The 23,870-nt window shown below is 71.5% G+C and carries 19 protein-coding genes; 11 read left to right on the top strand and 8 right to left on the bottom strand.

What is annotated here, in order from left to right:
• The first annotated feature begins 11 nt into the window (after window positions 1-11).
• From IEX47_RS11890 to IEX47_RS11920, 7 genes are read left to right on the top strand one after another with little or no spacing between them, the layout of a single operon-like run.
• On the top strand, window positions 12-953 hold the full coding sequence (locus IEX47_RS11890; protein WP_188784213.1) for a Rossmann-like and DUF2520 domain-containing protein: 942 nt from the start codon (window positions 12-14) through the stop codon (window positions 951-953).
• Window positions 950-1,888: a pantoate--beta-alanine ligase gene (gene panC / locus IEX47_RS11895; RefSeq protein ID WP_188784214.1), complete on the top strand. Its 939-nt coding sequence runs from the start codon at window positions 950-952 to the stop codon at window positions 1,886-1,888. The genes IEX47_RS11890 and panC overlap by 4 nt, the downstream gene beginning before the upstream one ends.
• A complete protein-coding gene (gene panD, locus IEX47_RS11900; RefSeq protein WP_107700860.1) occupies window positions 1,888-2,307 on the top strand; it encodes an aspartate 1-decarboxylase in 420 nt (139 codons plus the stop codon). The genes panC and panD overlap by 1 nt, the downstream gene beginning before the upstream one ends.
• A 9-nt stretch (window positions 2,308-2,316) precedes the next feature.
• The gene (locus tag IEX47_RS11905; protein ID WP_188784215.1) at window positions 2,317-4,011 is read left to right on the top strand and encodes an L-aspartate oxidase; all 1,695 of its coding nucleotides are present in this window, start codon (window positions 2,317-2,319) and stop codon (window positions 4,009-4,011) included.
• Entirely contained in the window at window positions 4,011-4,940 is a 930-nt protein-coding gene (gene nadC, locus IEX47_RS11910) for a carboxylating nicotinate-nucleotide diphosphorylase (protein ID WP_188784216.1), read from the top strand. Before IEX47_RS11905 ends, nadC begins: the two co-directional genes overlap by 1 nt.
• Window positions 4,941-4,956: 16 nt before the next feature.
• Complete coding sequence (locus tag IEX47_RS11915) at window positions 4,957-5,727, top strand: type III pantothenate kinase (protein ID WP_188784217.1); 771 nt, start codon at window positions 4,957-4,959, stop codon at window positions 5,725-5,727.
• A gap of 22 nt (window positions 5,728-5,749) precedes the next feature.
• Complete coding sequence (locus tag IEX47_RS11920) at window positions 5,750-6,859, top strand: glycosyltransferase family 2 protein (RefSeq protein WP_107700856.1); 1,110 nt, start codon at window positions 5,750-5,752, stop codon at window positions 6,857-6,859.
• Between the two features lie 16 nt (window positions 6,860-6,875).
• Here the strand turns inward: IEX47_RS11920 and IEX47_RS11925 are convergent, their stop codons facing one another.
• The 4 genes from IEX47_RS11925 to IEX47_RS11940 all read right to left on the bottom strand — a co-directional run bounded on the left by IEX47_RS11925 (window position 6,876) and on the right by IEX47_RS11940 (window position 13,952).
• The gene (locus IEX47_RS11925; RefSeq protein WP_107700855.1) at window positions 6,876-7,994 is read right to left on the bottom strand and encodes a DUF6270 domain-containing protein; all 1,119 of its coding nucleotides are present in this window, start codon (window positions 7,992-7,994) and stop codon (window positions 6,876-6,878) included.
• Window positions 7,991-10,591, bottom strand: a complete 2,601-nt coding sequence (locus tag IEX47_RS11930; protein ID WP_188784218.1) for a bifunctional glycosyltransferase/CDP-glycerol:glycerophosphate glycerophosphotransferase — start codon at window positions 10,589-10,591, stop codon at window positions 7,991-7,993. Before IEX47_RS11930 ends, IEX47_RS11925 begins: the two co-directional genes overlap by 4 nt.
• A gap of 86 nt (window positions 10,592-10,677) precedes the next feature.
• Entirely contained in the window at window positions 10,678-12,744 is a 2,067-nt protein-coding gene (locus tag IEX47_RS11935; RefSeq protein ID WP_188784219.1) for an acyltransferase family protein, read from the bottom strand.
• 23 nt (window positions 12,745-12,767) lie between these two features.
• The gene (locus IEX47_RS11940) at window positions 12,768-13,952 is read right to left on the bottom strand and encodes a hypothetical protein (RefSeq protein ID WP_188784220.1); all 1,185 of its coding nucleotides are present in this window, start codon (window positions 13,950-13,952) and stop codon (window positions 12,768-12,770) included.
• Between the two features lie 175 nt (window positions 13,953-14,127).
• Between IEX47_RS11940 and IEX47_RS11945 the strand changes: the two genes are divergently transcribed.
• Complete coding sequence (locus IEX47_RS11945) at window positions 14,128-14,451, top strand: histone-like nucleoid-structuring protein Lsr2 (protein WP_188784221.1); 324 nt, start codon at window positions 14,128-14,130, stop codon at window positions 14,449-14,451.
• A gap of 262 nt (window positions 14,452-14,713) precedes the next feature.
• A complete protein-coding gene (locus IEX47_RS11950) occupies window positions 14,714-17,242 on the top strand; it encodes an ATP-dependent Clp protease ATP-binding subunit (protein WP_188784222.1) in 2,529 nt (842 codons plus the stop codon).
• Window positions 17,243-17,317: 75 nt separating this feature from the next.
• Here IEX47_RS11950 and IEX47_RS11955 read toward each other — a convergent pair whose 3' ends face one another.
• Both IEX47_RS11955 and IEX47_RS11960 read right to left on the bottom strand, forming a co-directional pair.
• A complete protein-coding gene (locus IEX47_RS11955; protein ID WP_188784223.1) occupies window positions 17,318-18,313 on the bottom strand; it encodes an acyltransferase family protein in 996 nt (331 codons plus the stop codon).
• Between the two features lie 75 nt (window positions 18,314-18,388).
• Window positions 18,389-19,255: an HhH-GPD family protein gene (locus tag IEX47_RS11960; protein ID WP_188784224.1), complete on the bottom strand. Its 867-nt coding sequence runs from the start codon at window positions 19,253-19,255 to the stop codon at window positions 18,389-18,391.
• A gap of 119 nt (window positions 19,256-19,374) precedes the next feature.
• Between IEX47_RS11960 and IEX47_RS11965 the strand changes: the two genes are divergently transcribed.
• A complete protein-coding gene (locus tag IEX47_RS11965; RefSeq protein WP_188784225.1) occupies window positions 19,375-20,139 on the top strand; it encodes a hypothetical protein in 765 nt (254 codons plus the stop codon).
• A 68-nt stretch (window positions 20,140-20,207) separates the two neighbouring features.
• Here IEX47_RS11965 and IEX47_RS11970 read toward each other — a convergent pair whose 3' ends face one another.
• Entirely contained in the window at window positions 20,208-21,530 is a 1,323-nt protein-coding gene (locus IEX47_RS11970) for a UDP-glucose dehydrogenase family protein (protein ID WP_188784226.1), read from the bottom strand.
• 133 nt (window positions 21,531-21,663) lie between these two features.
• Here IEX47_RS11970 and IEX47_RS11975 point away from each other — a divergent pair, with 133 nt between their 5' ends.
• Entirely contained in the window at window positions 21,664-22,758 is a 1,095-nt protein-coding gene (locus IEX47_RS11975) for a glycosyltransferase family 2 protein (RefSeq protein WP_188784227.1), read from the top strand.
• A 12-nt stretch (window positions 22,759-22,770) separates the two neighbouring features.
• Here IEX47_RS11975 and disA read toward each other — a convergent pair whose 3' ends face one another.
• Window positions 22,771-23,856, bottom strand: coding sequence for a DNA integrity scanning diadenylate cyclase DisA (gene disA / locus IEX47_RS11980; RefSeq protein WP_188784228.1), 1,086 nt, complete (start codon window positions 23,854-23,856; stop codon window positions 22,771-22,773).
• Between the last annotated feature and the right edge of the window lie 14 nt (window positions 23,857-23,870).

The following is a 23,870-nucleotide window of genomic DNA, read 5'->3' on the forward strand; positions in this document are numbered from 1 at the left end:
CTCGAAGACACATGACCGCATCCCTCCGGGTGGGCGTGATCGGCGCTGGTCGCGTCGGCGCCACCCTGGCGACCGCGCTGCGCGCCGCCGGCCACGAGATCGTCGCCGCTGCCGGTGAGTCGGCCGCCTCCCGCACCCGCATCGAGACGATGCTCCCCGGCGTCCCGGTCGAGAAGCCGACGGCGGTCGCGCGTGCCTGCGACGTCCTGCTGCTCACCGTGCCCGACGACATGCTCGGCAACGTCGTCTCGACGCTCGCCGACGCCGGTGCGCTCCGCGCCGGCCAGTACGTCGTGCACACCTCCGGCCGCCACGGTCTCGCCGTCATGGCGCCGGCCGTCCGCGAGGGCGCCCGTCCGGTCGCGCTGCACCCCGCGCTCACCTTCACCGGCACCGACGTCGACCTGCCGCGACTTCAGGGCTGCGTCTTCGGCGTGACCGCGGCACCGGCCGAGCACGCGATGGCCTCACAGCTCGTGGACGACCTCGGCGGCCGCATCATGTGGGTCCCCGAGGAGCGTCGCTCGCTCTACCACGCCTCTCTCGCCCACGGCGCGAACCACCTGGTCACCCTGGTCTCCCAGGCCATGGAGATGCTCGCTGCGGCTGGCGTCGGCGGTGAGGGCGGCGTCGCCCCGGCCGACACCCTGCGTCCGCTGCTCGAGGCTGCGCTCTCCAACGCCCTCGCCTACGGCGACGCGGCGCTCACCGGACCGATCGTCCGCGGCGACGTCGAGACCGTCCGTGCCCACCTCGTCGAGCTCGCGCGTGCCACCCCGCAGGACCTTCCGGCGTACGTCGCGATGGCGCGCGCCACGGTCGGTCGCGCGCTCGCCGACGGCCGCCTCGAGGGACGGCGTGCCGCCGAGATCCTCGTGCTGCTCGACGCGTCGAGTGCGCAGGTGGCTGGTCCGGGCGGCGTGTCCGCACTCGACGCCCAGGAGCAGCAGTGACCGCTCCCGTCCTGGCGAGCACCCGTGCCGAGCTCGCCGCCCTCCTCGCCGGCGCGCGCCGCGCGGGCAGGCCGGTCGGCTTCGTGCCGACCATGGGTGCGCTCCACGAGGGCCACGCCTCGCTGATGCGGGTCGCCCGTGAGCGCGTCGGCGACGGCCCGGTGGTCGTCAGCATCTTCGTCAACCCGATGCAGTTCGGCTCCGGCGAGGACCTCGACCGCTACCCGCGCACCCTCGACGCCGACCTGGAGATCTGCGGGGGAGAGGGCGTGGACATCGTCTTCGCCCCGAGCGTCCAGGAGATGTACCCCCACGGCGTCCCTGCGGCGGACAAGGAGCCCGACGGCGTCACCGTCGTCCCCGCGCCCGGTCTGGCCGACGTCCTCGAGGGCGCCGTCCGCCCCGGCCACTTCCGCGGGGTGCTCACGGTCGTGGCGAAGCTCTTTGGACTCGTGCGCCCCGACGTGGCCGTGTTCGGGCAGAAGGACTACCAGCAGCTCGCCCTGATCCGCCGGATGGCCGAGGACCTCTGCATGGGCGTCGAGGTGGTCGGTGCCGAGACGCAGCGCGACGCCGACGGCCTCGCGCTCTCCAGCCGCAACCGCTACCTCTCCGTCGAGGAGCGCGCGACCGCGCTCAGTCTCAGTGCCGCCCTGCGTGCTGCGATCGCCGCTGGTCCGGATGGCGTCCAGCTGGCGCTCGACGCCGCCCATGCCGTGCTCGCCAAGGAGAGTGGCGTGGATCTCGACTACCTCGTCATCACGCGCACGGATCTTGGCCGTCTCACGGACGACGCCGACCATCCTTTCCAAGGCGAGGCCCGCATCCTCGTCGCCGCCCGCGTCGGCACGACGCGCCTCATCGACAACCTGCCGATCCAGATCGGAGCCTCGACCAGCACTGGCGGGGACTCCACCAACCAGGGAGACAACTGATGTTCCGCACCATGATGAAGTCCAAGATCCACCGCGCCACCGTGACCCAGGCCGACCTGCACTACGTCGGCTCGGTGACCGTCGACGAGGACCTCCTCGACGCCGCCGACCTGCTTGCCGGCGAGCTCGTCCACATCGTCGACGTCACCAACGGCGCGCGCCTGGAGACCTACACGATCGCGGGCGAGCGTGGCTCCGGCGTCATCGGCATCAACGGCGCGGCAGCCCGCCTCGTGCACCCCGGCGACACGGTCATCCTCATCGGCTACGGCCAGATGACGACCGAGGAGGCGAAGGCCTACAAGCCGCACGTCGTCTTCGTCGACGCCGACAACAAGATCATGGCGACGGGCTTCGACCCGGCCGAGGCGCTCGCCGGCTCCGGACTCGTCCGCGGCGACACCGTCGCCGGCCGCTAACCTGCCCCAATGCAGTCCCACCAGTACGCCGGGATCCCCGGCCGCCTCAGCGCGCCGCCGCCCGGCTGGACGACACGCGCCGACGTGGTCGTCATCGGCTCCGGCATCGCCGGCCTCACCGCTGCGCTCCGGGTCCGTGCCGAGGCGCCGTCGCTGAGCGTCCTGGTGGTGACCAAGACCGTGCTCAACGCGGGCTCCACCCAGTGGGCGCAGGGCGGCATCGCCGCGGCCCTCGGTGAGGGTGACACCCCCGAGGAGCACGAGGTCGACACCCTGGTGGCGGGTGCGGGGGCGTGTGACCGCGAGGCGGTCCGGGTGCTCGTGACCGAGGGGCCCGACGCCGTGCGTGAGCTGATCGCGCTCGGCACCAACTTCGACCACCACGACGGGGTCCTCTCCCTGACCCGCGAGGGTGGCCACCACCGCGACCGCATCGCGCACGCCGGTGGAGACGCCACCGGCGCCGAGATCCAGCGCGCGCTGATCGCCGCCGTCGAGCTCGATCCGCGCATCGAGGTGATCCAGCACGCGCTCGCCGTCGACCTGCTGCTCGACGCAGCCGGTGCCGTCGCGGGCGTGACCCTTCACGTGCTCGGCGAGGGCCAGAAGGACGGTGTCGGTGCCGTCCACTGCCGCGCCGTGATCCTCGCCAGCGGCGGCCTCGGCCAGGTCTTCAACCAGACCACCAACCCGGCGGTCTCGACCGGTGACGGCATGGCGCTCGCCCTGCGCGCAGGTGCGGTGCTGCGCGACCTCGAGTTCGTGCAGTTCCACCCCACCGTGATGTACCTCGGCCCCGACTCCCGCGGCCAGCAGCCGCTGATCTCCGAGGCGGTCCGCGGGGAGCATGCCTTCCTCGTCGACTGGGCCGGCAACCGCTTCATGCAGGGCCAGCACGAGCTCGCCGACCTCGCCCCGCGCGACGTCGTGGCCAAGGCGATCACCCGCCGCATGATCGAGGAGGGCAAGCCGCACATGTGGCTCGACGCCCGCCACCTCGGTGCGGAGTTCTGGGAGCGCCGCTTCCCGACGATCCTCGCCACCTGCCGGAGCCACGGCGTCGATCCGGTCGTGGACCTGATCCCCGTCGCTCCCGCCCAGCACTACGCCTCCGGTGGCGTGCTCACCGACCTCTTCGGCCGCTCCAGCATCGCCGGGCTCTACGCGACCGGCGAGGTCGCGTGCTCCGGCGTACACGGGGCGAACCGGCTCGCCTCCAACTCGCTGCTCGAGGGCCTGGTCTTCTCACGTCGCATCGCGGCGGTGCTGCCCGGCGAGCTCCGGCCGTGGTCGACGCCCGCCGTCGACGTCCGCCGGCCGGGCCTCGTCGACGAGTCGGTCCGTGCCGACGTGCAGCGCACGATGACCGAGCGGGTCGGCGTCCTCCGTTCAGCCGCCGGCATGGCCGAGGCCGCCGTCGCGCTCTCGTCGCTGCTCAAGGCCGGCGCCGGAGCGGTGGGCCCCGACCAGTGGGAGGCGACCAACCTCCTGGCGATCTCGACCGCCCTGGCCCAGGCCGCCAGCCGCCGTGAGGAGACCCGCGGGTCGCACTGGCGCGAGGACTTCCCCGAGCGTGACGACGCACGGATGGCCGGCCACTTCGACACCGTCCTCACCGGCGGAGAGCTGGTCACCGTCTTCCGCCCGTCCCCGGCCACCGACGACGTCGTGGTCGCCGCCGCACACCCCACAACGGAGCACTGATGAGCGAGTACGTCGAGTCGATCGTCGCCCTGCCGTACGCCGAGCTCCCGACGCCGCTCCTCGGCGAGCTGGCCGCCGCCGGGCTCGACCCGGAGCAGGTCTACGCCGACGTCGTCGCCGCCGTGGCGGAGGACCTCCCCGGCGACGACGTGACCAGCTGGGCGACGATCCCCGCCGCCGACACCGCGGTCGCGGACTTCATCGCCCGTGAGAACGGCGTGATCGGCGGTCTCGCGGTCGCCGAGGTGGTCTTCCGTTACGTGCTCGGCAACGACATCGAGCTGTCTCGCCCGGTCGCCGACGGCACGCACGTCGTCAAGGGCGACGTGCTCCTCACCGTCGCCGGAGGCACCGCGCTGCTGCTCACCGCGGAGCGCACCGCTCTCAACTACGCGTGCCACATCTCCGGTGTGGCGACCGCCACCGCGGCATGGGTCGCTGTCCTCGCGGGCACCAGCGCCCGGGTGCGTGACACCCGCAAGACGATCCCGCACTTCCGCTCCCTGGAGAAGTACGCCGTGCGCTGCGGAGGCGGCGTCAACCACCGGCGCGACCTCTCTGACCAGGCGCTCGTGAAGGACAACCACGTCATCGCCGCGGGCGGCGTCGTGCCGGCGTACGAGCTGATCCGGGCGCGCTACCCCGAGGTCCCGATCCAGGTCGAGGTGACCACGCTCGAGCAGCTGAAGGAGCTGCTCGAGATCGGCGTCGACCAGGTCCTGCTCGACAACATGACCACCGACCAGATGCGCGAGGCCGTGGAGATCCGTGACGGTTCCGCGACCCCGCACTGCAGGCTCGAGGCCTCCGGGGGCCTGACGCTCGAGCGCGCGGCCGAGGTCGCCGCGACCGGCGTCGACTTCATCGCCGTCGGTGCACTCACCCACTCGGCGAAGGTCATGGACATCGCCATGGACCTCCGGAGCTGATCGTGGAGGTCTTGCGATGAGCCTGCTCGCGGCCGACATCGGCAACTCGACCACCGACCTGGCGCTGATGCGTGAGGGCGAGGTGCTGGCGCACTGGCGGGTCTCCACCGACGAGCGGCGCACGGCCGACGAGTGGGCGGTGCTGGTCCGCGGGCTGCTCGGTGGCGACGTGGAGGCCGTCGACGGCATCGCCGTCTGCTCGACCGTCCCGGCGGTCCTCCACGAGTGGCGCGACATGCTCGCGGCGCACTTCCCGGGCGTGAAGAGCGTGGTCGTCGAGCCGGGCGTCCGCACCGGCGTACCCGTGATGATGGACAACCCGCGCGAGGTCGGTGCCGACCGCATCCTCAACGCCCTCGCCGCCGCCCACCACTACGACGGCCCCACGATCGTCGTCGACTTCGGCACCGCCACGACGTACGACGTCGTCACGGCAGCCGGCCAGTACGTCGGCGGCGCGATCGCCCCGGGCATCGAGATCTCGCTGGAGGCCCTGGGCCGCCGCGGCGCGCAGCTGCGCAAGGTCGAGCTGCTCCGGCCGCGGTCGGTGATCGCGAAGAACACCGTCGAGGCGCTCCAGTCCGGCATGCTCTTCGGCTTCGCCGCGCAGGTCGAGGGCATGGTCGCCCGGATGGCACGTGAGCTGGCGGTCGCGGCGGCGGAGCTCAACGTCGTCGCCACCGGCCACCTGGCCCCGCTCGTGCAGGACGAGGTCGCGTGCTTCACCGACCGCCGGCCGTTCCTGACACTCGAGGGACTTGCCCTCGTCTACGCCCGCAACGCGTGAGGGCCGACCCTATGCTGGCGCGATGACTCCACCCCTGCCCTGGCGCCGCCGCCCCGAGCAGAGCGTCAGCGTCGTGGTTCCGGCGTTCGGCGCAGCGGCAAGCCTCGTGCGCAGCCTGGACTCGATCCTCGCGCAGCCGGTCCGGGACCTGCAGGTCGTGGTCGTCGACGACGGCTCGACCGACCGCACCGGCGAGATCGCCGACGCGTACGCCGCGGAGCACCCGCAGGTCACCGTGCTGCACCAGCAGAACGGCGGCGTCTCGCGTGCCCGCAACGCAGCGATGGCTCACGTGACCGGCGAGCTGGTCACGTTCGTCGACCCCGACGACTTCCTCCCGGCCGATGCCTGGACGCCGATGCTGCGGTCACTGGCGAAGACCGGCTCCGACTTCGCGATCGGGATGATGGAGCGCGTGCTCGAGGACGGCCGCCGGGTCCGTCCGCCGTTGCTGCACCGCAACCACGCGGTCGAGCGTCTCGGCATCACCATCGACGACGCTCCGTTGCTCATCGCCGACGTCTTCCCGTGCAACAAGATGTTCCGCACCGAGTTCTGGCACCGCGCCGGGCTCTCCTTCCCGCCGGACACGAGCTACGAGGACAACGTCTTCTCGGCCGAGGCCTACCTCGCCGGCAGCCGCTTCGACGTGCTGACGCCGGTCGTCTACGACTGGTACGTCCGGGGCGAGGGCTCCTCGGACACCAACCGTCGTGGCCGCCTGAAGAACCTCCGCGACCGGGTCGCGACCAAGCAGGCCACGCTCGAGCGCGTGCTCGCCCACGGCAACCCGGAGCTCATCGACACGCTCTACCGCCAGGTGCTGCCGATCGACATGTGGGAGCACTTCCGCGCCGCGGTCCGGCCGACCACGGAGGAGCCCGAGACGTACTGGCGCGAGCTCCGCGCCGGCGTACGTGCCCTGTGGAACGACACGACCGTCCCGTTCGAGGAGACCGCGGTGCCGCCGGGGCAGCGGCTCATGGGCTGGCTCGTGGGCGAGGACCGCCGTGACGACCTCGCGCGCCTGATCGATCTGATCGACGGGCCGGGCGTGCCCACGGAGGACGGCGTCTACCTCCACCCGTGGCGCGACGAGCCCGGGGTCCCGGTCGCGCTCAGCCGGGCCTGAGGGCTCGAAGGCGGGCTCAGCCGCGCGCGGCCGTGCGCTCGATGCGCGGCAGCCAGCGATCGCGGATCCAGGCGATGTGGTCGTCGGCGCTGCGACCGATCGCGGCGACGCGCTCGCGCGCGTCGCCGTCGAGGAGGGGAAGGAGCCGCTCGGCCAGCTCGTGGTCGCGGCCAGCCGCGGTGTCGGGGCGCTCCAGGGCCGTTGTGAGCCGGCGGCGCTGCAGGGGGTTGCGGCGCCCGAGGCGGGGCTTGTCGTCGCGGAGCCAGCGCAGCAGTCCGCGCCAGTGCTCGACCTCAGCCACGACACGCTCGTGCGCGGCTGCGGCGATCGCGTCCAGGTCATCGCGGAGCTCGGGGTGGACGTCGCCCAGGACCAGGCGGTGGAGCTCGGCGAGGAAGCGCGGGTAGTAGTCGAGCTGATAGTGGACCGGTGAGGGTCCCCAGGGGTGGTCCTCCGCGGTGGGGTACCACTCGTCGCGCAGGTCGATCGCGCGCCAACCGGGGCGCTCGGCCGCCAGGGTGTTGAGCCGGCGCCACATCGCGTTGGCGCGCTGGATCGCCTTCTGGCCGTCGCGCGCGTTGGGGAATCCCTCCGCCGGCGCGACCTGCTCGACATCGAAGCCGTGGTGGACGATCACCCGGGTCTGCGGGGTGTGCTCGGCGAGGTATGCCACGAAGCGATCGAGCGCTGCGGTCCAGGCCGCGACGTACGCCTCCTCGTCGTCCTGCCAGCGGAGCGTCTCGGCGCGCTGCTCGGGAGTGAGGGCGGCGTACAGGTCGGTCCGGTGGAGCTTCCAGCGGTTGTCGGTCACGACACCGCCGTCGGGGAGCGTGAGCGTGCCGAAGTGGACGTCGCCGAAGAAGTCGAGGACGAGGTAGTCCGGCTGCGCCTCGGCGAGCTCGGTGAGCGGTGACCTCGTGAGGTCGGCTCCGACGTTCCACCGGTCATAGTCGGTCATGTCGCCGATGGGTGCCCACGCCGCCTCGACCGGAGGCGCCATGAGGGCGATCATCGTGCTCTGGTTCGCGGTCGGCCCGATGGCGTACCACCGGCGCCACTCCGGGTTGAACCGCGAGTTGAAGTTGTCGCGGCTGATGCAGCTGCCGAAGACGGCGAGCGTGGCGACCTCGCTCATGACGGCGTGCCCGCGGACGGGGTCGGGACGGGGGTGGCCGCAGCCTGGGAGCGGCTCATCTCCAGGACCCGCTGGACCACCCGCTCGCTGCACTGGCCGTCACGCGCGACGAAGGTCGCGTCGATGCGGGCCTGGAACTCCGGCGCGGGCTCCGGTGAGGCGAGCACGTCGACGATCGCTGCGACGGCGCTCGCGTGGTCGAGCGTCACCGGGCCGAACCCGTCGCGCCGGTAGTCGAAGTAGCCCTTGCGGCCGACGTGTCCACCGCCGAGGACGACGTCCTCGTCGAACTGGTAGTAGACGACCGGCCGCTCCATGTACGCCGCGTTGAAGGCGACCGAGGAGAAGTCGGTGACCAGTGCCCGGGCCCGAGCGAAGAGCTCCTGCACGTCCTCGCCCTCGTAGGTCAGCGGGACCACGTGCTCAGGCAGCGCGATGATCGGCATGAGGGGCTGGAGGTTCGGGTGGGGGAGGAAGCCCAGGCGGACTCCCGCGGCCTTGCAGGCCCGGGCGATCTCCTCGTCGCGGATGACGGCGAGCCACGACTGGATGAACTCGGAGTCGAGGACCGTCGGGTCGAGCTCGCGACGCTGGGTGCCCGGGGTGATCGGCGGCAGCAGACCGTTGCGCCAGGTCGGCGCGACGAGCAGCAGGTCGCGCTTGTCGGCAGGGAAGCGCAGGCCGGTCTCGCGGAGTCGGTCGAAGCGGGGGAGGCCGGTCTCGGCGACCTCGCGCGTGGTGAAGACGTACGACGTGCCGTCTCCCGCGATGGAGGCGGTCTCGGCCGGCGTGCTGGTCACAAAGGTGTCGATCCGCTTCGGATTCAGCCAGCTGGAGAGGTCGTCCTTGATGACGCCGTGCTGCAGGAAGTGGAAGCGCCACGAGGGCTCTGCCACCTGGGTGACCTGACCGGGCTTGGTGATCGCCGCATCCGCGTGGGAGGAGAGCAGGTGCTTGGCGCGAGCCATGAGCAGCAGCCACTCCGTGGACCCGTAGGCGACCAGCCGGTCGCCGTGACCCTCGGCCTTGAAGCGCGCCCACTCCGGGGTGTCCTTCTCGAGCACGAACCACGCGTTGATCTCCGGGTGGTGGCTGCGGACGTGGCGGAAGAGGATCTCCGCGCTGTCGTTGGCGTCGTGGACGCGGTCGATGAAGACCCAGGCGCCGTTGTAGCGCTGGCGGCGACCGAGCGCATACAGCTTGCGCGCAAGGACGACTCGCCGCGACTTCGCCGGAGCCTGGCGGTGGTCGATGACGAGGTTCTTGCTCGAGCCGGGGTCGAGCCACCACTTGATCTGACCCGCCGGGGCGACGCGCACAGCATCGGCCGGACGTTCGTAGACGATGTCGACATCGGCGCCGTTGAGCGTGAGCCGAAGTGTGCGGTCCGCCGGAAGCCACACGATCCGCTCGTGGAGGAGGGTGCGGCCGTACCAGGCCATCGAGCGGGTCTTGCCATGGCGCGGCGTCAGCAGTTCGCCGTTGCCGGTCCACACCTCCCGCGGAGCATCGCCGGTGAAGAAGTACCGGGCACGGACGAGGTCCTGCTCGAGGTCGAGCGGGCCCAGGGTGACCGACGGGTCGTGCCAGTCGGCGCCGTAGCCGCGGGCCATGACGACCCGGGGCAGCACCGGCACGGACGGCGGGCTGTAGCGGATCGCCTCCGGGGTGTCGAGGAGGCCGAGGATCTCGGCGGCGAGCTCGTGGAACCGGTCCGCGACGGGGCCCTCGGTGGGGATGTTGGCGGGGTTGCTGGCGTCGGGGAACTTGAAGTACCAGTGGAGCTCGTAGAGCACGAAGCTGGCCAGCCAGCCGGGCACCTCGCCGTACGTGTCCTTCGCGCGGCGCAGCACGTCGAGGTAGCCGTGCTCCGGGACATCGGTGTAGCGGCCGGGGTGCTGCCGCGAGGTCTGCAGGGTCGAGCCGCCGGCGCTGCGCTTGCGGTAGCGGTAACGGGCGTTCTCGAGGAAGGCGACCTTCGGCTCGGGGAAGCTCAGGAGGTAGCGGCAGTTGAAGTGGCCGTCCTCGAAGTTCGGTCGCACGCGATGGTCGAAGGCGAGGTCGAGCTCGCGGATCCGGTCGAGCCGGAAGAAGGTCGCCGGCGAGCTGCCGTGGAACCGCTCGGGGGTCGTGGCGAGGTTGACGTAGGGGCTGCCGACGAACATCGACCGGAGGGGATGCGTGTTGCGGATCGTCCCCTTGGCCTCCTCCCACATGATCCGGTGGGTGGCGATCATGTCGGCCTCGGGGTGCTCCGCCAGTGACTGGTCGACCACCGCGAGGTACTGCGGCTCGAGGACATCGTCGGGGTCGGGGAACGTGATCCACTCACCCGTCGCCAGCGCGATGCCGGCATTGCGGGCAGCGCCCTGGCCGCCGTTCTCCTGGTGGATGACGCGGACGTTGGCCCGGCCCTGCGCCCAGGCGTCGAGCAGGGCGGGTGTCTCGTCCGTCGCGCCATCGTCGACGAGGATGATCTCGACGTCGTCGAGGCTCCGGACCTGCGCGTCGAGGGAGTCGAAGAACTCCTCGAGGTACGGCGCGACGTTGTAGACCGCGCTCACGATCGAGAACCGTGGCCGCTTGGTCTCAGACATCCGGATTTCCTTCCGCGTTCATCGAGTGGGGCTGGACGAGCTGGACAGCCATCATCACCGACCGTCTCCGTGCGCCTTCGTGCGGCTCACCGGAGGAGGCGGACCAGCAGGGGGTCGAGGTAGGGCGCGAGGGTGTGGGCAAAGGTCGCAGTCAGGTGCGAACCGTCGAAATAGGTCACGACTCCGCCCGTGACCGCGTGACAGACGTCGGCCTCGCAGATGTGGTCGGTGAGGTCGACGAGCTCGACCGGGGACCCGCCGTCGGGAAGCCCCGCGACCGCGTCCGTGACCGGATCGGCCGGGAGCCAGCGGGCCCGTGTGCCGTCACACGCGGCGTAGTCGTCCTCGTTCTCCGCGATGCAGGTCGGGACGAGGTCGCGCGGAGCGGGCGTGTCGCGCAGGACGAGCACCGGGATCCCGGCGGCGCGGAACCGCTCGAGCACGGTCCGGTAGCCCGCGGCGTACAGCGGCAGGGACTCGGCGAAGGTGTGGTCGAGGGCACCGACGGAGACGCGGTTGGACATCACGACCAGGTCGACGTCGCGGTCGATGACCGCCTCGACGGTGCGGTCGACCCAGTCGCGGCAGGCCCCGGCGTGAGCGCGGGTCTCAAACTTCTGCAGCACGTCGGAGAGGGCGCACTGCGAGGCGAGGAAGGTGTCGACGTGCCAGTTGTGCTCCCGGGCCAGCGGCTGCAGCGCGGGCAGCCAGTGCCCGGCGTGGGAGTTGCCCACCAGTGCGATGCTCCGCTCGGCATCGTCCGGGCGCGGGCCGAAGCCGCAGCGCCTGCTCGGGAACGTCGGCGTGTAGGACCAGCAGTCCTTGCCGCCGACCTCGCGGTAGGCCGCTGACTTGTCGGTCGCGGCCAGCGCAGGCGCCGGCACGACTTCGTCGAAGGGGACTGCCTGGCAGTCGGCGTCGTCATCAAGCGCCGCCGCACCGAAGCACGGCCCGCCCTGGGCGATCGCCTGCTGGAGGTCGTTGCGCGCCGCCTCGTCAGCGTTCGCCGCAGCCGAGACCTGCATCGTGGCCAGGCCGACGACCACTGCCATCGCGGCCGCTGCCGCGGCGTACGTGGCGCGTGGGAACGACGCCGCGCGTGGGTGGCGGAACGGGCGCTCGACGTAACGCTCGGTGAGGTAGGCGAGCACCAGCGTGGCCGCCAGGATCACGGCCAGGTCGGCGAGACGGAACTCGCGGTCGAGGACGTAGCCGCCCACGACAACGAGCGGCCAGTGCCAGAGGTAGACCGAGTAGGAGACGTCACCCAGCCACTGGACCGGGCGCAGCGCCAGCAGTGGGCCGGGGGTCGCGCGGTCACCGGCGGCCGGAGCGGTCAGGATGAGCAGGACGGCGCCGAGGACGGGGACGCCCGCCTGCCAGCTCGGGAAGGGCGTCGCGCCGGAGTAGGCGGCAGCAGTGAAGGCGAGCAGGCCGAGCCCGACCCAGCTGCCGACGGCGCGGAGCACGTCGCCACCCGGCCGCGCCGTGCCGGCCGCGGCCCGCGTCGTCCAGAGGGCGAGGAGGCCACCCGCCGCGAGCTCCCACACGCGGGTCGGGGTGACGAAGTACGCCGCTGACGGGTCGGAGGCGGTCTGCTGCACCGAGTAGGCGAAGGAGAGCGCCGCCACCGCGCCGAGTGCCACCACGAGCGCCGTCCGCTGCCGCACCTGGGCGCGGCGGGCGAGCAGGGCCACGACCGCGATCAGGATCGGCCAGAAGAAGTAGAACTGCTCCTCGACCGAGAGCGACCAGAAGTGCTGGAACGCGGTCGGGTCGTTCTCCTTGGCCAGGTAGTCGACCGCCTGGCGAGCGAGTGCCCAGTTGACGACGTAGAGCGCCGCGGCCCGTGCGTCGAGCGCGCTCGTCGTCCACTGCGTCGCGGGTGCGAACAGCCGGACGGCGACCAGCGTGACGGCGAGGACGACCAGGGAGGCGGGCAGGAGGCGACGGATCCGGCGGCCCCAGAAGGCGAAGAGGTCACCGCTGCTCGTCGGAACTCGCTGCACGAGGTGGGTCGTGATCAGGAAGCCGGAGATCACAAAGAAGACATCGACGCCCGCGAAGCCGCCGGGCATGAACGAATGCCGCAGGTGGTAGAGGACCACCATGCCGACCGCGATCGCTCGCAGGCCCTGGATGTCGGTGCGCATGCCGCGGGGTGCGTCGCTCCGGCTCACTGCTTCGGCCCCCGGAGACGACGTCCGGCCCCTGCCTTCACCCGCGCCGCGAGGTAGCGCGACAGCTCCCGCGTGCTGATCGAATCGAGGTTCGGGTGCGCCCGCTCCTCCTCGAGCTCCTCGGTGAGCGCGCGGAGGCGGCGGCTGGCGACGAGGACGACGCCGGCGATGGCGTCGGCGGCCAGATCGGTGGAGAGCGTCTCGGGAGCGATCGACACACCGCTGCCGGGGACCTTCTCGAGGTGCTGCGGGTCGCCGATCACGTCGGCGCCGGAGGTCGTCAGGCGGCGCACGATCTCAGCCGCCTCCCTCTGCGCCTGCTCGGAGGCCCAGGCCGGCAGGGCCGCGCGGGCCTCGTCGGCCGGGGGAGTGCGGTTGCGCAGCAGGTGGCTGGCGAAGCCGAACCGGAAGAGCGTCGAGAACTCGCTCCAGGTCAGCTCGGGGCGCGTACGCCGGATCGCCTGCTGCAAGAGCTCGGCCTCGGGCACGGTCAGGCTGCGGTTGCTGAGCGGGGGCGTGCGTTGGGTGAGCATGCCCGGCTCGAGGTCGAGGAGCTCCTCGATGCTGCGCGGCAGGTGGGTCCGGTCGGTCTCGTCGAGGACGATGACGTGCACGCGGGACGGGTCGACCAGCGCACTCCACTTCGCCACCAGCGTGGCCGGGTCGGCCCAGGACCAGAAGCCCTGGTGCCCGAGGACCGGCGTCGGCTCGGGGCGCTCGAACTGCTGGTGGAGCCAGCCGTCGAGGCCGCCGGTCTTGCCGTCGCGCAGCACCTGCTGCCAGGTCGAGAGCGCGATGGAGCCGGGGTTGCGTGCGGCGATGACGACGTGCAGCCGCCCGGTGCCGAGCCCGTCGACGATCCGCTTGCGCTGGGCCTCGCTGGCCAGCGCGAAGAACTCGCTGCTGATCACGACGCGCCCCTCGTGGGCCCGCGTGAGGTTGCAGAGCCGGTGCCAGCGCCACGACTCGGCGGCCTGGTTGTCGTTCTTCCAGCCACTCGGGTTGGCGGTCACCGCGCGTGCGGCGAGGTGATGGGCGCCACCCTCTCCGGGGTAGAGCACTCCCTGAGCGGCCATGTCCTCCCGCGCGTCCGCGAGGACGCCTTGGAGAGCCGTGGTGCCCGTCTTGTGGGGTCCGATGTGGAGAAGGATCGCGTCGGACGGCAGAGGGGACCCGGTCATGGGCGCCGATCCTAGTCGCGCAGGCTCCAGGAGGCATTTCGTGGACGGCGGCCCGAGGGGGCCCGTCCCTTTCCCGGTAGGGGCAGAATGCAAAGGATATCCCGTATCTTTTGCACATTGAATTCGTTACGGTTTCACAAGAATTCAATTTCCTAAACTGAGGTGAATTTCCATCATGGCGCAGAAGGTTTCCATCGTCCTGATCGACGACATCGACGGTGGTGATGCCGACGAGACCGTGAGCTTCGCGCTCGATGGCACGTCGTACGAGATCGACCTGGCCTCGGCCAACGCCGCCCGCCTGCGCGAGGCGCTCGCGCCGTACGTCGGCCACGCCCGCAAGGTCGCGAGCGCCCGTCGTGGCGCTGCCAAGAAGAGCAGTGCTGCCGGCGGCACCCGTGACGTCCGCGACTGGGCACGCGCCAACGGCTGGCCCGACCTGGGCGACCGCGGCCGCGTCCCCGGCGAGGTGCAGCAGGCGTACGACGCGGCTCACTGACCCGCCGAGGCGGCGTGAACCTGCTCCCGGAGACCGCCGAGGCGGCGTGAACCTGCTCCCGGAGACCGCCGAGGCGGCGTGAACCTGCTCCCGGAGACCGCCGAGGCGGCGTGAACCTGCAGCGTGTTCGCTGTCGGCGTACGCGGTTCTGCTGCCGCGGGGAACACGTAGGGTGGAGTCGGACGTTGGTCCGGGCGTCTGTTCTTCTTCTCTGCATCCAGCGGGGGAGCGGCGGCAGGCCAGAATCAAGGGAGTGTGAGCGATGTTCGAGCGGTTTACCGACCGTGCCCGCCGAGTGGTGGTGCTGGCCCAGGAAGAGGCCCGCATGCTCAGCCACAACTACATCGGCACCGAGCACATCCTGCTCGGCCTGATCCACGAGGGCGAGGGTGTCGCCGCGAAGGCGCTGGAGTCCCTCGACATCTCGCTCGAGGCGGTGCGCGCGCAGGTCGAGGAGATCATCGGCCAGGGCCAGCAGGCGCCGTCGGGGCACATCCCGTTCACGCCGCGCGCCAAGAAGGTCCTCGAGCTCTCGCTGCGCGAGGCGCTGCAGCTGGGCCACTCCTACATCGGCACCGAGCACATCCTGCTCGGCCTGATCCGCGAGGGGGAGGGCGTCGCCGCCCAGGTGCTGCAGAAGCTCGGCGCCGACCTCAACCGGGTCCGCCAGCAGGTCATCCAGCTGCTCTCCGGCTTCCAGGGCAAGGAGGCTGCCGCTGCGGGCGCCCCGACCCAGTCCGGCGACGCGCCGTCGTCCTCGATGGTCCTGGACCAGTTCGGCCGCAACCTCACGCAGGCTGCCCGCGAGGGCAAGCTCGACCCGATCATCGGTCGTGAGGTCCAGATCGAGCGCGTCATGCAGGTGCTCAGCCGTCGCACGAAGAACAACCCGGTGCTGATCGGCGAGCCCGGCGTGGGCAAGACGTCGGTCGTCGAGGGCCTGGCCCAGGACATCGTCAAGGGCAACGTCCCCGAGACGCTCAAGGACAAGCACATCTACACGCTCGACCTCGGTGCGCTGGTGGCCGGCTCGCGCTACCGCGGTGACTTCGAGGAGCGCCTGAAGAAGGTGCTCAAGGAGATCAAGACCCGCGGCGACATCATCCTCTTCATCGACGAGATCCACACGCTCGTCGGTGCCGGAGCTGCTGAGGGCGCGATCGACGCCGCCTCGATCCTGAAGCCCATGCTCGCGCGTGGTGAGCTCCAGACGATCGGCGCGACCACCCTCGACGAGTACCGCAAGCACCTCGAGAAGGACGCCGCGCTCGAGCGCCGCTTCCAGCCGATCCAGGTGCCCGAGCCGTCGATCGCCGAGACGATCGAGATGCTCAAGGGCCTGCGTGACCGCTACGAGGCGCACCACCGCGTGACGATCACCGACGAGGCGCTGGTCTCTGCTGCGACCCTCGCCGACCGCTACATCTCCGACCGCTTCCTGCCGGACAAGGCGATCGACCTCATCGACGAGGCGGGCTCGCGCCTGCGCATCCGTCGCATGACCGCCCCGCCGGACCTCCGCGAGTTCGACGAGAAGATCGCCGACGTCCGCCAGCGCAAGGAGGCCGCGATCGACGGCCAGGACTTCGAGGCGGCCGCTGCCCTCCGCGACGAGGAGAAGCAGCTCATCGGGCGCAAGGCCGAGCGCGAGAAGCAGTGGCGCGCCGGTGACATGGACGTCGTGGCCGAGGTCGACGAGGAGCTCATCGCCGAGGTCCTCGCCGTCGCGACCGGCATCCCGATCGTGAAGCTCTCCGAGGAGGAGTCGACCCGGCTGCTCAAGATGGAGGACGAGCTGCACAAGCGCGTCATCGGGCAGGAGGAGGCCGTCAAGGCACTCTCCCGCGCCATCCGGCGTACGCGTGCGGGCCTGAAGGACCCCAAGCGCCCCGGCGGCTCGTTCATCTTCGCCGGTCCGTCCGGTGTCGGTAAGACGTGGCTGTCGAAGACGCTGGCCGAGTTCCTCTTCGGCGACGAGGACGCGCTCATCCAGCTCGACATGTCGGAGTTCTCCGAGAAGCACACGGTCTCGCGCCTGTTCGGCTCGCCTCCGGGCTACGTCGGCTACGAAGAGGGCGGCCAGCTCACCGAGAAGGTGCGCCGCAAGCCGTTCTCCGTCGTCCTCTTCGACGAGGTGGAGAAGGCCCACCCGGACATCTTCAACTCGCTGCTGCAGATCCTCGAGGAAGGTCGCCTGACCGACTCGCAGGGCCGCGTGGTCGACTTCAAGAACACCGTCATCATCATGACCACGAACCTCGGTTCGCGTGACATCAGCAAGGGCGTCTCGCTCGGCTTCCAGCAGGGCAGCGACACCGCCGGCACCTACGACCGGATGAAGGCGAAGGTCTCGGAGGAGCTCAAGCAGCACTTCCGCCCCGAGTTCCTCAACCGTGTCGACGAGATCATCGTGTTCCCGCCGCTGACGCAGGAGCAGATCATCGCGATGGTCGACAACATGATCGCGTCGGTCGAGAAGCGCCTCAAGGACCGCGACATGTCCCTGGAGCTGACCACGGCCGCGAAGGAGCTCCTCGCCAAGCGGGGCTTCGATCCGGTGCTCGGCGCGCGTCCGCTGCGCCGGACGGTCCAGCGCGAGATCGAGGACGTCCTCGCCGAGAAGATGCTCTTCGGCGAGATCGGCCCCGGTCAGATCGTCCTGGTCGACGCCACGGGCGAGGGGCCGACCGCGACCTTCACCTTCCAGGGTCAGAAGGTCTCGGCCGTCCCGGACGTCCCGCCGCTGGAGACGACCAACGAGGCTCCGGCTTCGGACTCCGACGCCGGCTGACCCCGCCCCCGCCGTACGGCGGGGAGATGCGCTGCGACGGCCCCGTTCCCGTGAGGGAGCGGGGCCGTCGTGCGTTCAGACCAGGATCTTGCGGAGCGGGGTTCGCTGGATCAGGAGCCCGGTCGCGACCGCGCAGGTGAAGGCGACGACTGCGCGCACGGCGGGTGCGAGCCCCGGGTGCACGAGGAGCGCGAGCACCCCGAACAGCATGTGCGCCATCAGCACCGGGACGGAGACCTCCGCGATCGCCGTCACGGCCCGGCGTGCCGCCCGCGGCAGCAGCGGAGCCGCGACCTCGCACGTCCAGGTGAGGCCGATGCCGATCGCGACCGCGACGCAGAGGGAGACGACCGGAGTGCCGAGGTAGGCCTTCTTGAGGTCGACGACGTCGTAGAGGTGCTGGCTCGCTCCGAGCAGGCCGAGGGTGGCGAGGGCGGCGCCGATCACGCCGCGCCAGCGGAGGCGACGGCTCAGCCTCCACGCGCCGAAGCCCACCGCGATCAGCAGCGTCCCGACGAGCCCGGGGCCGATGGACAGCGGCCAGCCCGCCAGCTCCTCCGGGTCGAGAGTGGCGGCAACCGTGGCAGCGACGCCGACCCCGATCGTCAGCCACCAGGAGAAGCGGGCCGTCACCAGCACGACCGCCACCGCCGTCGCGAAGGCGGTCAGGAAGTAGTACGGGCCCGTGATGCCGATCAGGCTCGTTCCGCCGTGGAGGCCGTCGAGGAGCAGGTCGTGCATGGAGACCGGGCGGTCGCGGTACCTCAGCACGAGCCACGTGGCGAGCAGGCCGATCGGGAGCCATGCGACGTACGGGACGAGCACCCTGCGGCTGCGGCGCACGACCTCGCCCGCCACCCCCGTCGACGGCTGTCGCCACAGGTAGCCCGAGAGCAGGAAGAAGACCGGGACGTGCCAGGAGAAGGTGAACGGCCTGAGCGAGAAGTCCATGTGGCCCCAGACGACCGCGGCCAGCGCGAGGCACCGGACCAGGTCGATCCCGACGTTGCGGGGCCGGACTGCCCGGCTTGCCGGCGCCGGCGGTGCCTCGGCTGCCGACGGGCTCTGCATGGGGTGATCCATCACCGTTCCTGTCGATCGCGGCGCGCTGTGCGCTGCCAAGCCTAGGAGTCGTCGCTCCCGGCCTCAGGGGAGGGCGTAGTAGCCGGGCTCCGGCTCGACCAGCAGTCCGTCGGTGAGCAGGCCGGCGAGGGCCCGGTCGCGCTGCTCGGCCAGGTGCCACTCGGCCTCGAGGCGGCCGCGGGGGACCGCGCCGTCGGCGTCGCGGACGACGCCCAGGAGACGCCCGCGGCACTGCCGGTCCGTGCCGGCGTAGTCCTGCACCTTCCGCGCCGGTCCGTCGTACGCCGGTCGCCCAGCGGCGTGCCAGGCGCACAGGTCGACGACGGGGCACCGTTCGCAGGCCGGGCGGGCGGCGGTGCAGACGACGGCGCCGAGCTCCATGGTCGCGACCGCCCAGACGGCGGCGTCCTCGTCGGCGTCGGGGAGCACCGAGCCGGCGAGCTCGCGTTCGGCCTTGTTGACCGCCGGGGCAGGGAACTCGGCGCCGGCGAGGGTGCGGGCGAGCACGCGCCGGACGTTGGTGTCGAGCACGACGTGGCGGCGCCCGAAGGCGAAGGAGGCGATCGCGGCGGCGGTGTAGTCGCCGACGCCGGGCAGCGCGAGCAGCTCGTCGTACGTGTCGGGCACGATGCCGCCGTGCGCATCGCGGATCACCGTGGCCGCTGCGTGGAGCCGGAGCGCCCTGCGGGGGTAGCCGAGCCGCCCCCACGCCCGGACCGCCTCGCCGGCCGGCTCGTCGGCCAGCGCCGTCGGCGTGGGCCACCGCTCGAGCCAGGCCTCGTGGACCGGGAGGACCCGCACCACCGGCGTCTGCTGCAGCATGAACTCCGAGACCATCACCGACCACGCGCTGGTGCCCGGACGGCGCCACGGCAGGTCGCGCTGGTGCTCGGCGTACCACCTGAGCACGGGCTGGTGGAGGTCACTCATGGCGCAGCCAGCCTAGAGCGTGTCTGACAAGCCCTGCGCCGGTGGGGCGCTGCTCACAACGGGCGGGCGCCCCGCGTGGCTCACGGATTCACGACCGGCCGCTGGTTACCGTTCTCGGCATGAGCATGGCACCCCGCGGACCGCTTCCCGCCCGCGTCTACTGGGTCCGCCGCGGGATCCTGATCGGGGTCGCGCTGCTCCTCGTGCTCGTCATCGGCAAGCTCCTCACCGGCGGCAGCGACGGCTCCGAGAAGCCGAAGGCCGACGCCGGCAAGGCCGCGCTCGTCGGCGGCCGGACCTCGACGTCGGCGACGCCCACCGGCACGCCCACGGACGTCGTCACGCCGAGCAACGGCAAGGGGCTCCCGCTCGCCGAGCCGTCGGGTCCCTGCGACCCCGAGAACGTCACGATCACGCCGTCCGGCGGCAAGCGCCCCAACGACGGCAGGGTCGAGATGCCCCTGGTGGTCAGCACCACCGAGGAGGCGTGCACGTTCGCCTTCTCGCCGCAGTCCGTCGCGGTCAAGATCACCTCCGGCGCCGACAGCATCTGGTCCACCCAGCAGTGCGACGTGCTGCCCACCGCGGACCTCGTCGTCCGCGCGGTGAAGCCGGCCCGGGTGACCTTCGTCTGGAACGGTCACCGCGCCGACGACACGTGCTCGCGGGCTGCTGACTGGGCGGGCATCGGGTCGTACCACGCGATCGCGGCGACCCTCGGCGGCGAGCCGACCGACACCCAGTTCGAGCTGACCGGGCCGCCCGAGGTCGTCGTCACCAAGACCGCGAAGCCGAAGCCGACCCCCACGCCGACGGCGAGCGCCACCGCGAGCGGCACCACGACCAAGGCCAGCACGCAGGGCGGAGACCCGCGCCAGCCCTGACGGTGCCAGCGCTGCCCCGGGCCAGCCTGGACCCGGCCGGCTCCCGAGCGCCCTGAGCCGGTGCAGGCTCAGCCCACGGTGGGGCGGCCGAGCGAGCGTACGGTCCACCCCGCGTCGGCGTACGCCGCGAGGTCGAGGCAGTTGCGCCCGTCGATCATGCGCTTGCCGGCCACGACGGCCCCGAGTGCGACCGGGTCGACGGAGCGGTACTCGAGCCACTCGGTGAGGTGCAGCACGAGGTCGGCGCCCTCGCAGGCGGCCTCGATCGTGTCGGCGTACTCGAGCTCGGGGTGCTTCTTGCGCGCCGGCGGGATCGCCTCGGGGTCGTGGACGACGACACGCACGCCCTTCTCGTGGAGGGTGGCGGCGATCTCCAGCGCGGGGCTGTCGCGAATGTCGTCGCTGTTCGGCTTGAACGCGGCGCCCAGGACGGCGACCCGCTTGCCGGGCAGGCGGCCACCCAGTTCGGCGCGGGCGATCTTGATGACCCGCTTGCGGCGACGGATGTTGATCCGGTCGATCTCGTGGAGGAAGCGGAGGGCGTCCTTGACGCCGAGTTCCTCGGCGCGGGCGCGGAAGGCCCGGATGTCCTTCGGCAGGCAGCCGCCACCGAAGCCGACGCCGGCGTTGAGGAACCTGCGCCCGATCCGGGCGTCGAAGCCGATCGCGTCGGCGAGCGTGACCACGTCGGCGCCGGTGACGTCGCAGAGCTCGGCCATCGCGTTGATGAACGAGATCTTCGTGGCGAGGAAGCTGTTGGCCGCGACCTTGACCAGCTCGGCGGTGGGGAAGTCCGTGACGATGACCGGGCAGCCGCCCGCGATCGGCTGCGCGTAGACCTCGCGCAGCAGGGCCTCGGCCCGCTCGGAGAGGACGCCGAGCACCAGGCGGTCGGGCTCGATCGTGTCCTTGACCGCGAAGCCCTCGCGGAGGAACTCCGGGTTCCACGCGACCTCCACCGCCTCGCCCGCTGGAGCGGTGGTGCGCAGGATCTCCTGCAGCCGCTCCGCGGTGCCGACGGGCACGGTCGACTTGCCGACCACGAGGGTGGGACGGTCGAGGTACGGCGCCAGCGCGGCGACGGCGCCCTCGACGTACGAGAGGTCGGCGCCCATGCCGTCGGCACGCTGCGGCGTGCCGACGCAGACGAAGTGGACGTCGCCGAACGCTGCGGCCTCGGCCATGTCGTCCGTGAACCGGAGGCGGCCGGACTCGACCTGCTCGACGAGCAGCTCGGGGAGGTCCGGCTCGAAGAAGGGGAGGACGCCGCGCTCGAGCGCGGAGCGGCGGGCGGGGTCGATCTCGACGCCCAGCACCTCGAAGCCGAGGGAGGCGAGACAGGCGGCGTGGGTGGCGCCGAGGTAGCCACAGCCGATGACGGTGATCTTCACGGCATCGACGGTAAGTGCGCGAAAAGGCGGCGCCCGACCAGATCCGGCGAACCTAGCAACCGTTCATCAAGCCGTCATCGAGGTCTCCCTCAACGGTGGTCGTCGCGCCACCGGGCGCCGTCGCAATGGAGACATGCGCATCGACTTCCGCCGCCGCACCACGCCGCGTCTCAGCGTGGTCGTGCCGATCCACAACGTGGCCGCCTGGCTTCCCGAGTGCCTCGACTCCATCCTCCGGCAGCCGGTCGGCGACCTCGAGATCGTGCTGGTCGACGACGCCTCCACCGACGGCTCGACCGCCATCGCCGAGCGGTACGCCGCGGCGTACGGCCACATCCGCCTGATCGAGCTGCCCGAGCGCAGCGGCGTCAGCACGGCGCGCAACGTGGGCGTCGCACACTGCACCGCGCCGTACCTGACCTTCGTCGACTCCGACGACGCGCTGCCCGCGGACGCCTGGAGCCGGATGCTGCGCACCCTGCGGCGTACGGGCTCGGACTTCGTCGTCGGCAAGGCGGCCCGGGTGAGCGACACGGAGTGGTTCGTGCCGCCGCTCATGCAGCGCAACCACGAGGTCGAGCGGCTCCGCTGCACCATCGAGGAGGCGCCGCTGATGCTCGCGGACGTCTTCGTGTGGAACAAGATCTTCCGTCGCGACTTCTGGGACCGCGCGGGCATCGTCTTCCCCGAGCGCACGCGCTACCAGGACCAGCCGGCGCTGACCCAGGCGTTCCTCGCAGCTGAGCGTTTCGACGTGCTCACCGACGTCGTCTACGAGTGGCGGATGCGGCACGACCTGACCTCCGCCACCCAGCGGCGCGCGGAGCTCAGCAACCTCGAGGAGCGCCGCCAGACCAAGCTGATGACGCTCGAGATGGTGCGCCGGCACGGCTCGCAGCGACTGCTCGACGTACTGGTCCGCGAGATCCTGCCGATCGACATGTGGGAGCACTACCGCGCTGCCGTCGCCGGCCCGTCGCACACCTGGGACGACGCCTACTGGACGCTGCTGCGCGCGATGCAGACGGCGATCTGGAACGACGCCACCGTGCCCTTCGAGCAGACCACGATCGTGCCGCGGCAGCGCGCCATGGGCGCCGTCGTCGAGGCCGACCGGAGGCACCAGCTGCGGGCGATCATCGACGAGATCGACGCGGGTGTACGCCGCGGCGACGTGGCACGCTCGGGCGCCCCGGTGCGGCGGCCCGTGCTGCAGGGTGCGTCCTAGGGACGCACTGCCTCAGACATAACGCTCGAGGATGCTCGACTCGGCCAGCCGGGAGAGCCCCTCGCGCACGCTGCGGGCACGGAGCTCGCCGACGCCCTCGACGGCCTGGAGGTCGTCGATGCTCGCGCCGAGGAGCTTCTGCAGCGTGCCGAAGTGGTCGATCAGCCGGTCGACGACGGCGGCGGGGAGCCGCGGGACCTTCGCCAGCAGGCGGAAGCCACGCGGGGTGACCGCGCCGTCGAGGTGCTCGGCGCCGCCGAGGCCCAGGGCCCGGGAGACCGAGGCGGGGTCGACCAGCTCGCTGGCGTCGAGGTGCTCGAGGCGGAGCAGCAGCTCCTCCGGGCTCTTCGCCTTGCGGCCACCGGGAAGGTAGTCACGGATGACCAGCTCACGCTCGGCGTCGACGCCGGTGATCAGCTCCTCGAGCTGGAGCGTGAGCAGGCGGCCGTCGGTGCCGAGCTCGAGCACGTAGTCCTCGATCTCGCGGGCGATGCGCGTGACCATCTCGAGGCGCTGGGCCACGACGGCGACGTCGCGCACGGTCACGAGGTCCTCGATCTCGAGCGCGGACAGCGTCGAGGAGACCTCGTCGAGGCGCATCTTGTAGCGCTCGAGCGTGGCCAGGGCCTGGTTGGCGCGGGTCAGGATCCGGCCGGAGTCCTCGAGGACGTGGCGCGTCTCCCCGACGTACGCCGCGATGATCTGCATCGACTGCGACACCGAGATGACCGGGAAGCCGGTCTGGCGGGCGACGCGGTCCGCCGTGCGGTGACGGGTGCCGGTCTCCTCGGAGGGGATCGTGTGGTCGGGCATGAGGTGGACCGCGGCCTTGTGGATCCGGGTCAGCTCCGCGTCGACGATGATCGCGCCGTCCATCTTGGCCAGCTCGCGCAGGCCGGTCGCGGTGAACGGCACGTCGAGCTGGAAGCCACCCGTCGCGATGCCCTCGACGGTCTTGTCGTAGCCGAGGACGACGAGCGCGCCGGTGCGGCCGCGCAGGATGCGCTCGAGCGCATCACGCAGGGGAGTGCCGGGCGCGATGGATGCGAGCGTGGCCCTGAGGCGCTCGGTCTCTTCGGAACGCTCGATGGCGGCCACGTGCTGCTTCCCGT

Origin of the sequence: Nocardioides phosphati, assembly GCF_014646375.1 — a bacterium.
Lineage (GTDB): Bacteria > Actinomycetota > Actinomycetes > Propionibacteriales > Nocardioidaceae > Nocardioides > Nocardioides phosphati.

Coding starts and splice junctions, on each gene's coding strand:
- IEX47_RS11925 (WP_107700855.1), bottom strand. CDS start 7,994: ATGAGCGAGGTCGCCACGCTCGCCGTCTTCGGCAGCTGCATCAGCCGC.
- IEX47_RS11965 (WP_188784225.1), top strand. CDS start 19,375: ATGAGCATGGCACCCCGCGGACCGCTTCCCGCCCGCGTCTACTGGGTC.
- IEX47_RS11930 (WP_188784218.1), bottom strand. CDS start 10,591: ATGTCTGAGACCAAGCGGCCACGGTTCTCGATCGTGAGCGCGGTCTAC.
- nadC (WP_188784216.1), top strand. CDS start 4,011: ATGAGCGAGTACGTCGAGTCGATCGTCGCCCTGCCGTACGCCGAGCTC.
- IEX47_RS11905 (WP_188784215.1), top strand. CDS start 2,317: ATGCAGTCCCACCAGTACGCCGGGATCCCCGGCCGCCTCAGCGCGCCG.
- IEX47_RS11950 (WP_188784222.1), top strand. CDS start 14,714: ATGTTCGAGCGGTTTACCGACCGTGCCCGCCGAGTGGTGGTGCTGGCC.
- IEX47_RS11915 (WP_188784217.1), top strand. CDS start 4,957: ATGAGCCTGCTCGCGGCCGACATCGGCAACTCGACCACCGACCTGGCG.
- IEX47_RS11945 (WP_188784221.1), top strand. CDS start 14,128: ATGGCGCAGAAGGTTTCCATCGTCCTGATCGACGACATCGACGGTGGT.
- IEX47_RS11890 (WP_188784213.1), top strand. CDS start 12: ATGACCGCATCCCTCCGGGTGGGCGTGATCGGCGCTGGTCGCGTCGGC.
- IEX47_RS11975 (WP_188784227.1), top strand. CDS start 21,664: ATGCGCATCGACTTCCGCCGCCGCACCACGCCGCGTCTCAGCGTGGTC.
- IEX47_RS11960 (WP_188784224.1), bottom strand. CDS start 19,255: ATGAGTGACCTCCACCAGCCCGTGCTCAGGTGGTACGCCGAGCACCAG.
- IEX47_RS11940 (WP_188784220.1), bottom strand. CDS start 13,952: ATGACCGGGTCCCCTCTGCCGTCCGACGCGATCCTTCTCCACATCGGA.
- IEX47_RS11920 (WP_107700856.1), top strand. CDS start 5,750: ATGACTCCACCCCTGCCCTGGCGCCGCCGCCCCGAGCAGAGCGTCAGC.
- panD (WP_107700860.1), top strand. CDS start 1,888: ATGTTCCGCACCATGATGAAGTCCAAGATCCACCGCGCCACCGTGACC.
- IEX47_RS11955 (WP_188784223.1), bottom strand. CDS start 18,313: ATGCAGAGCCCGTCGGCAGCCGAGGCACCGCCGGCGCCGGCAAGCCGG.
- IEX47_RS11935 (WP_188784219.1), bottom strand. CDS start 12,744: ATGCGCACCGACATCCAGGGCCTGCGAGCGATCGCGGTCGGCATGGTG.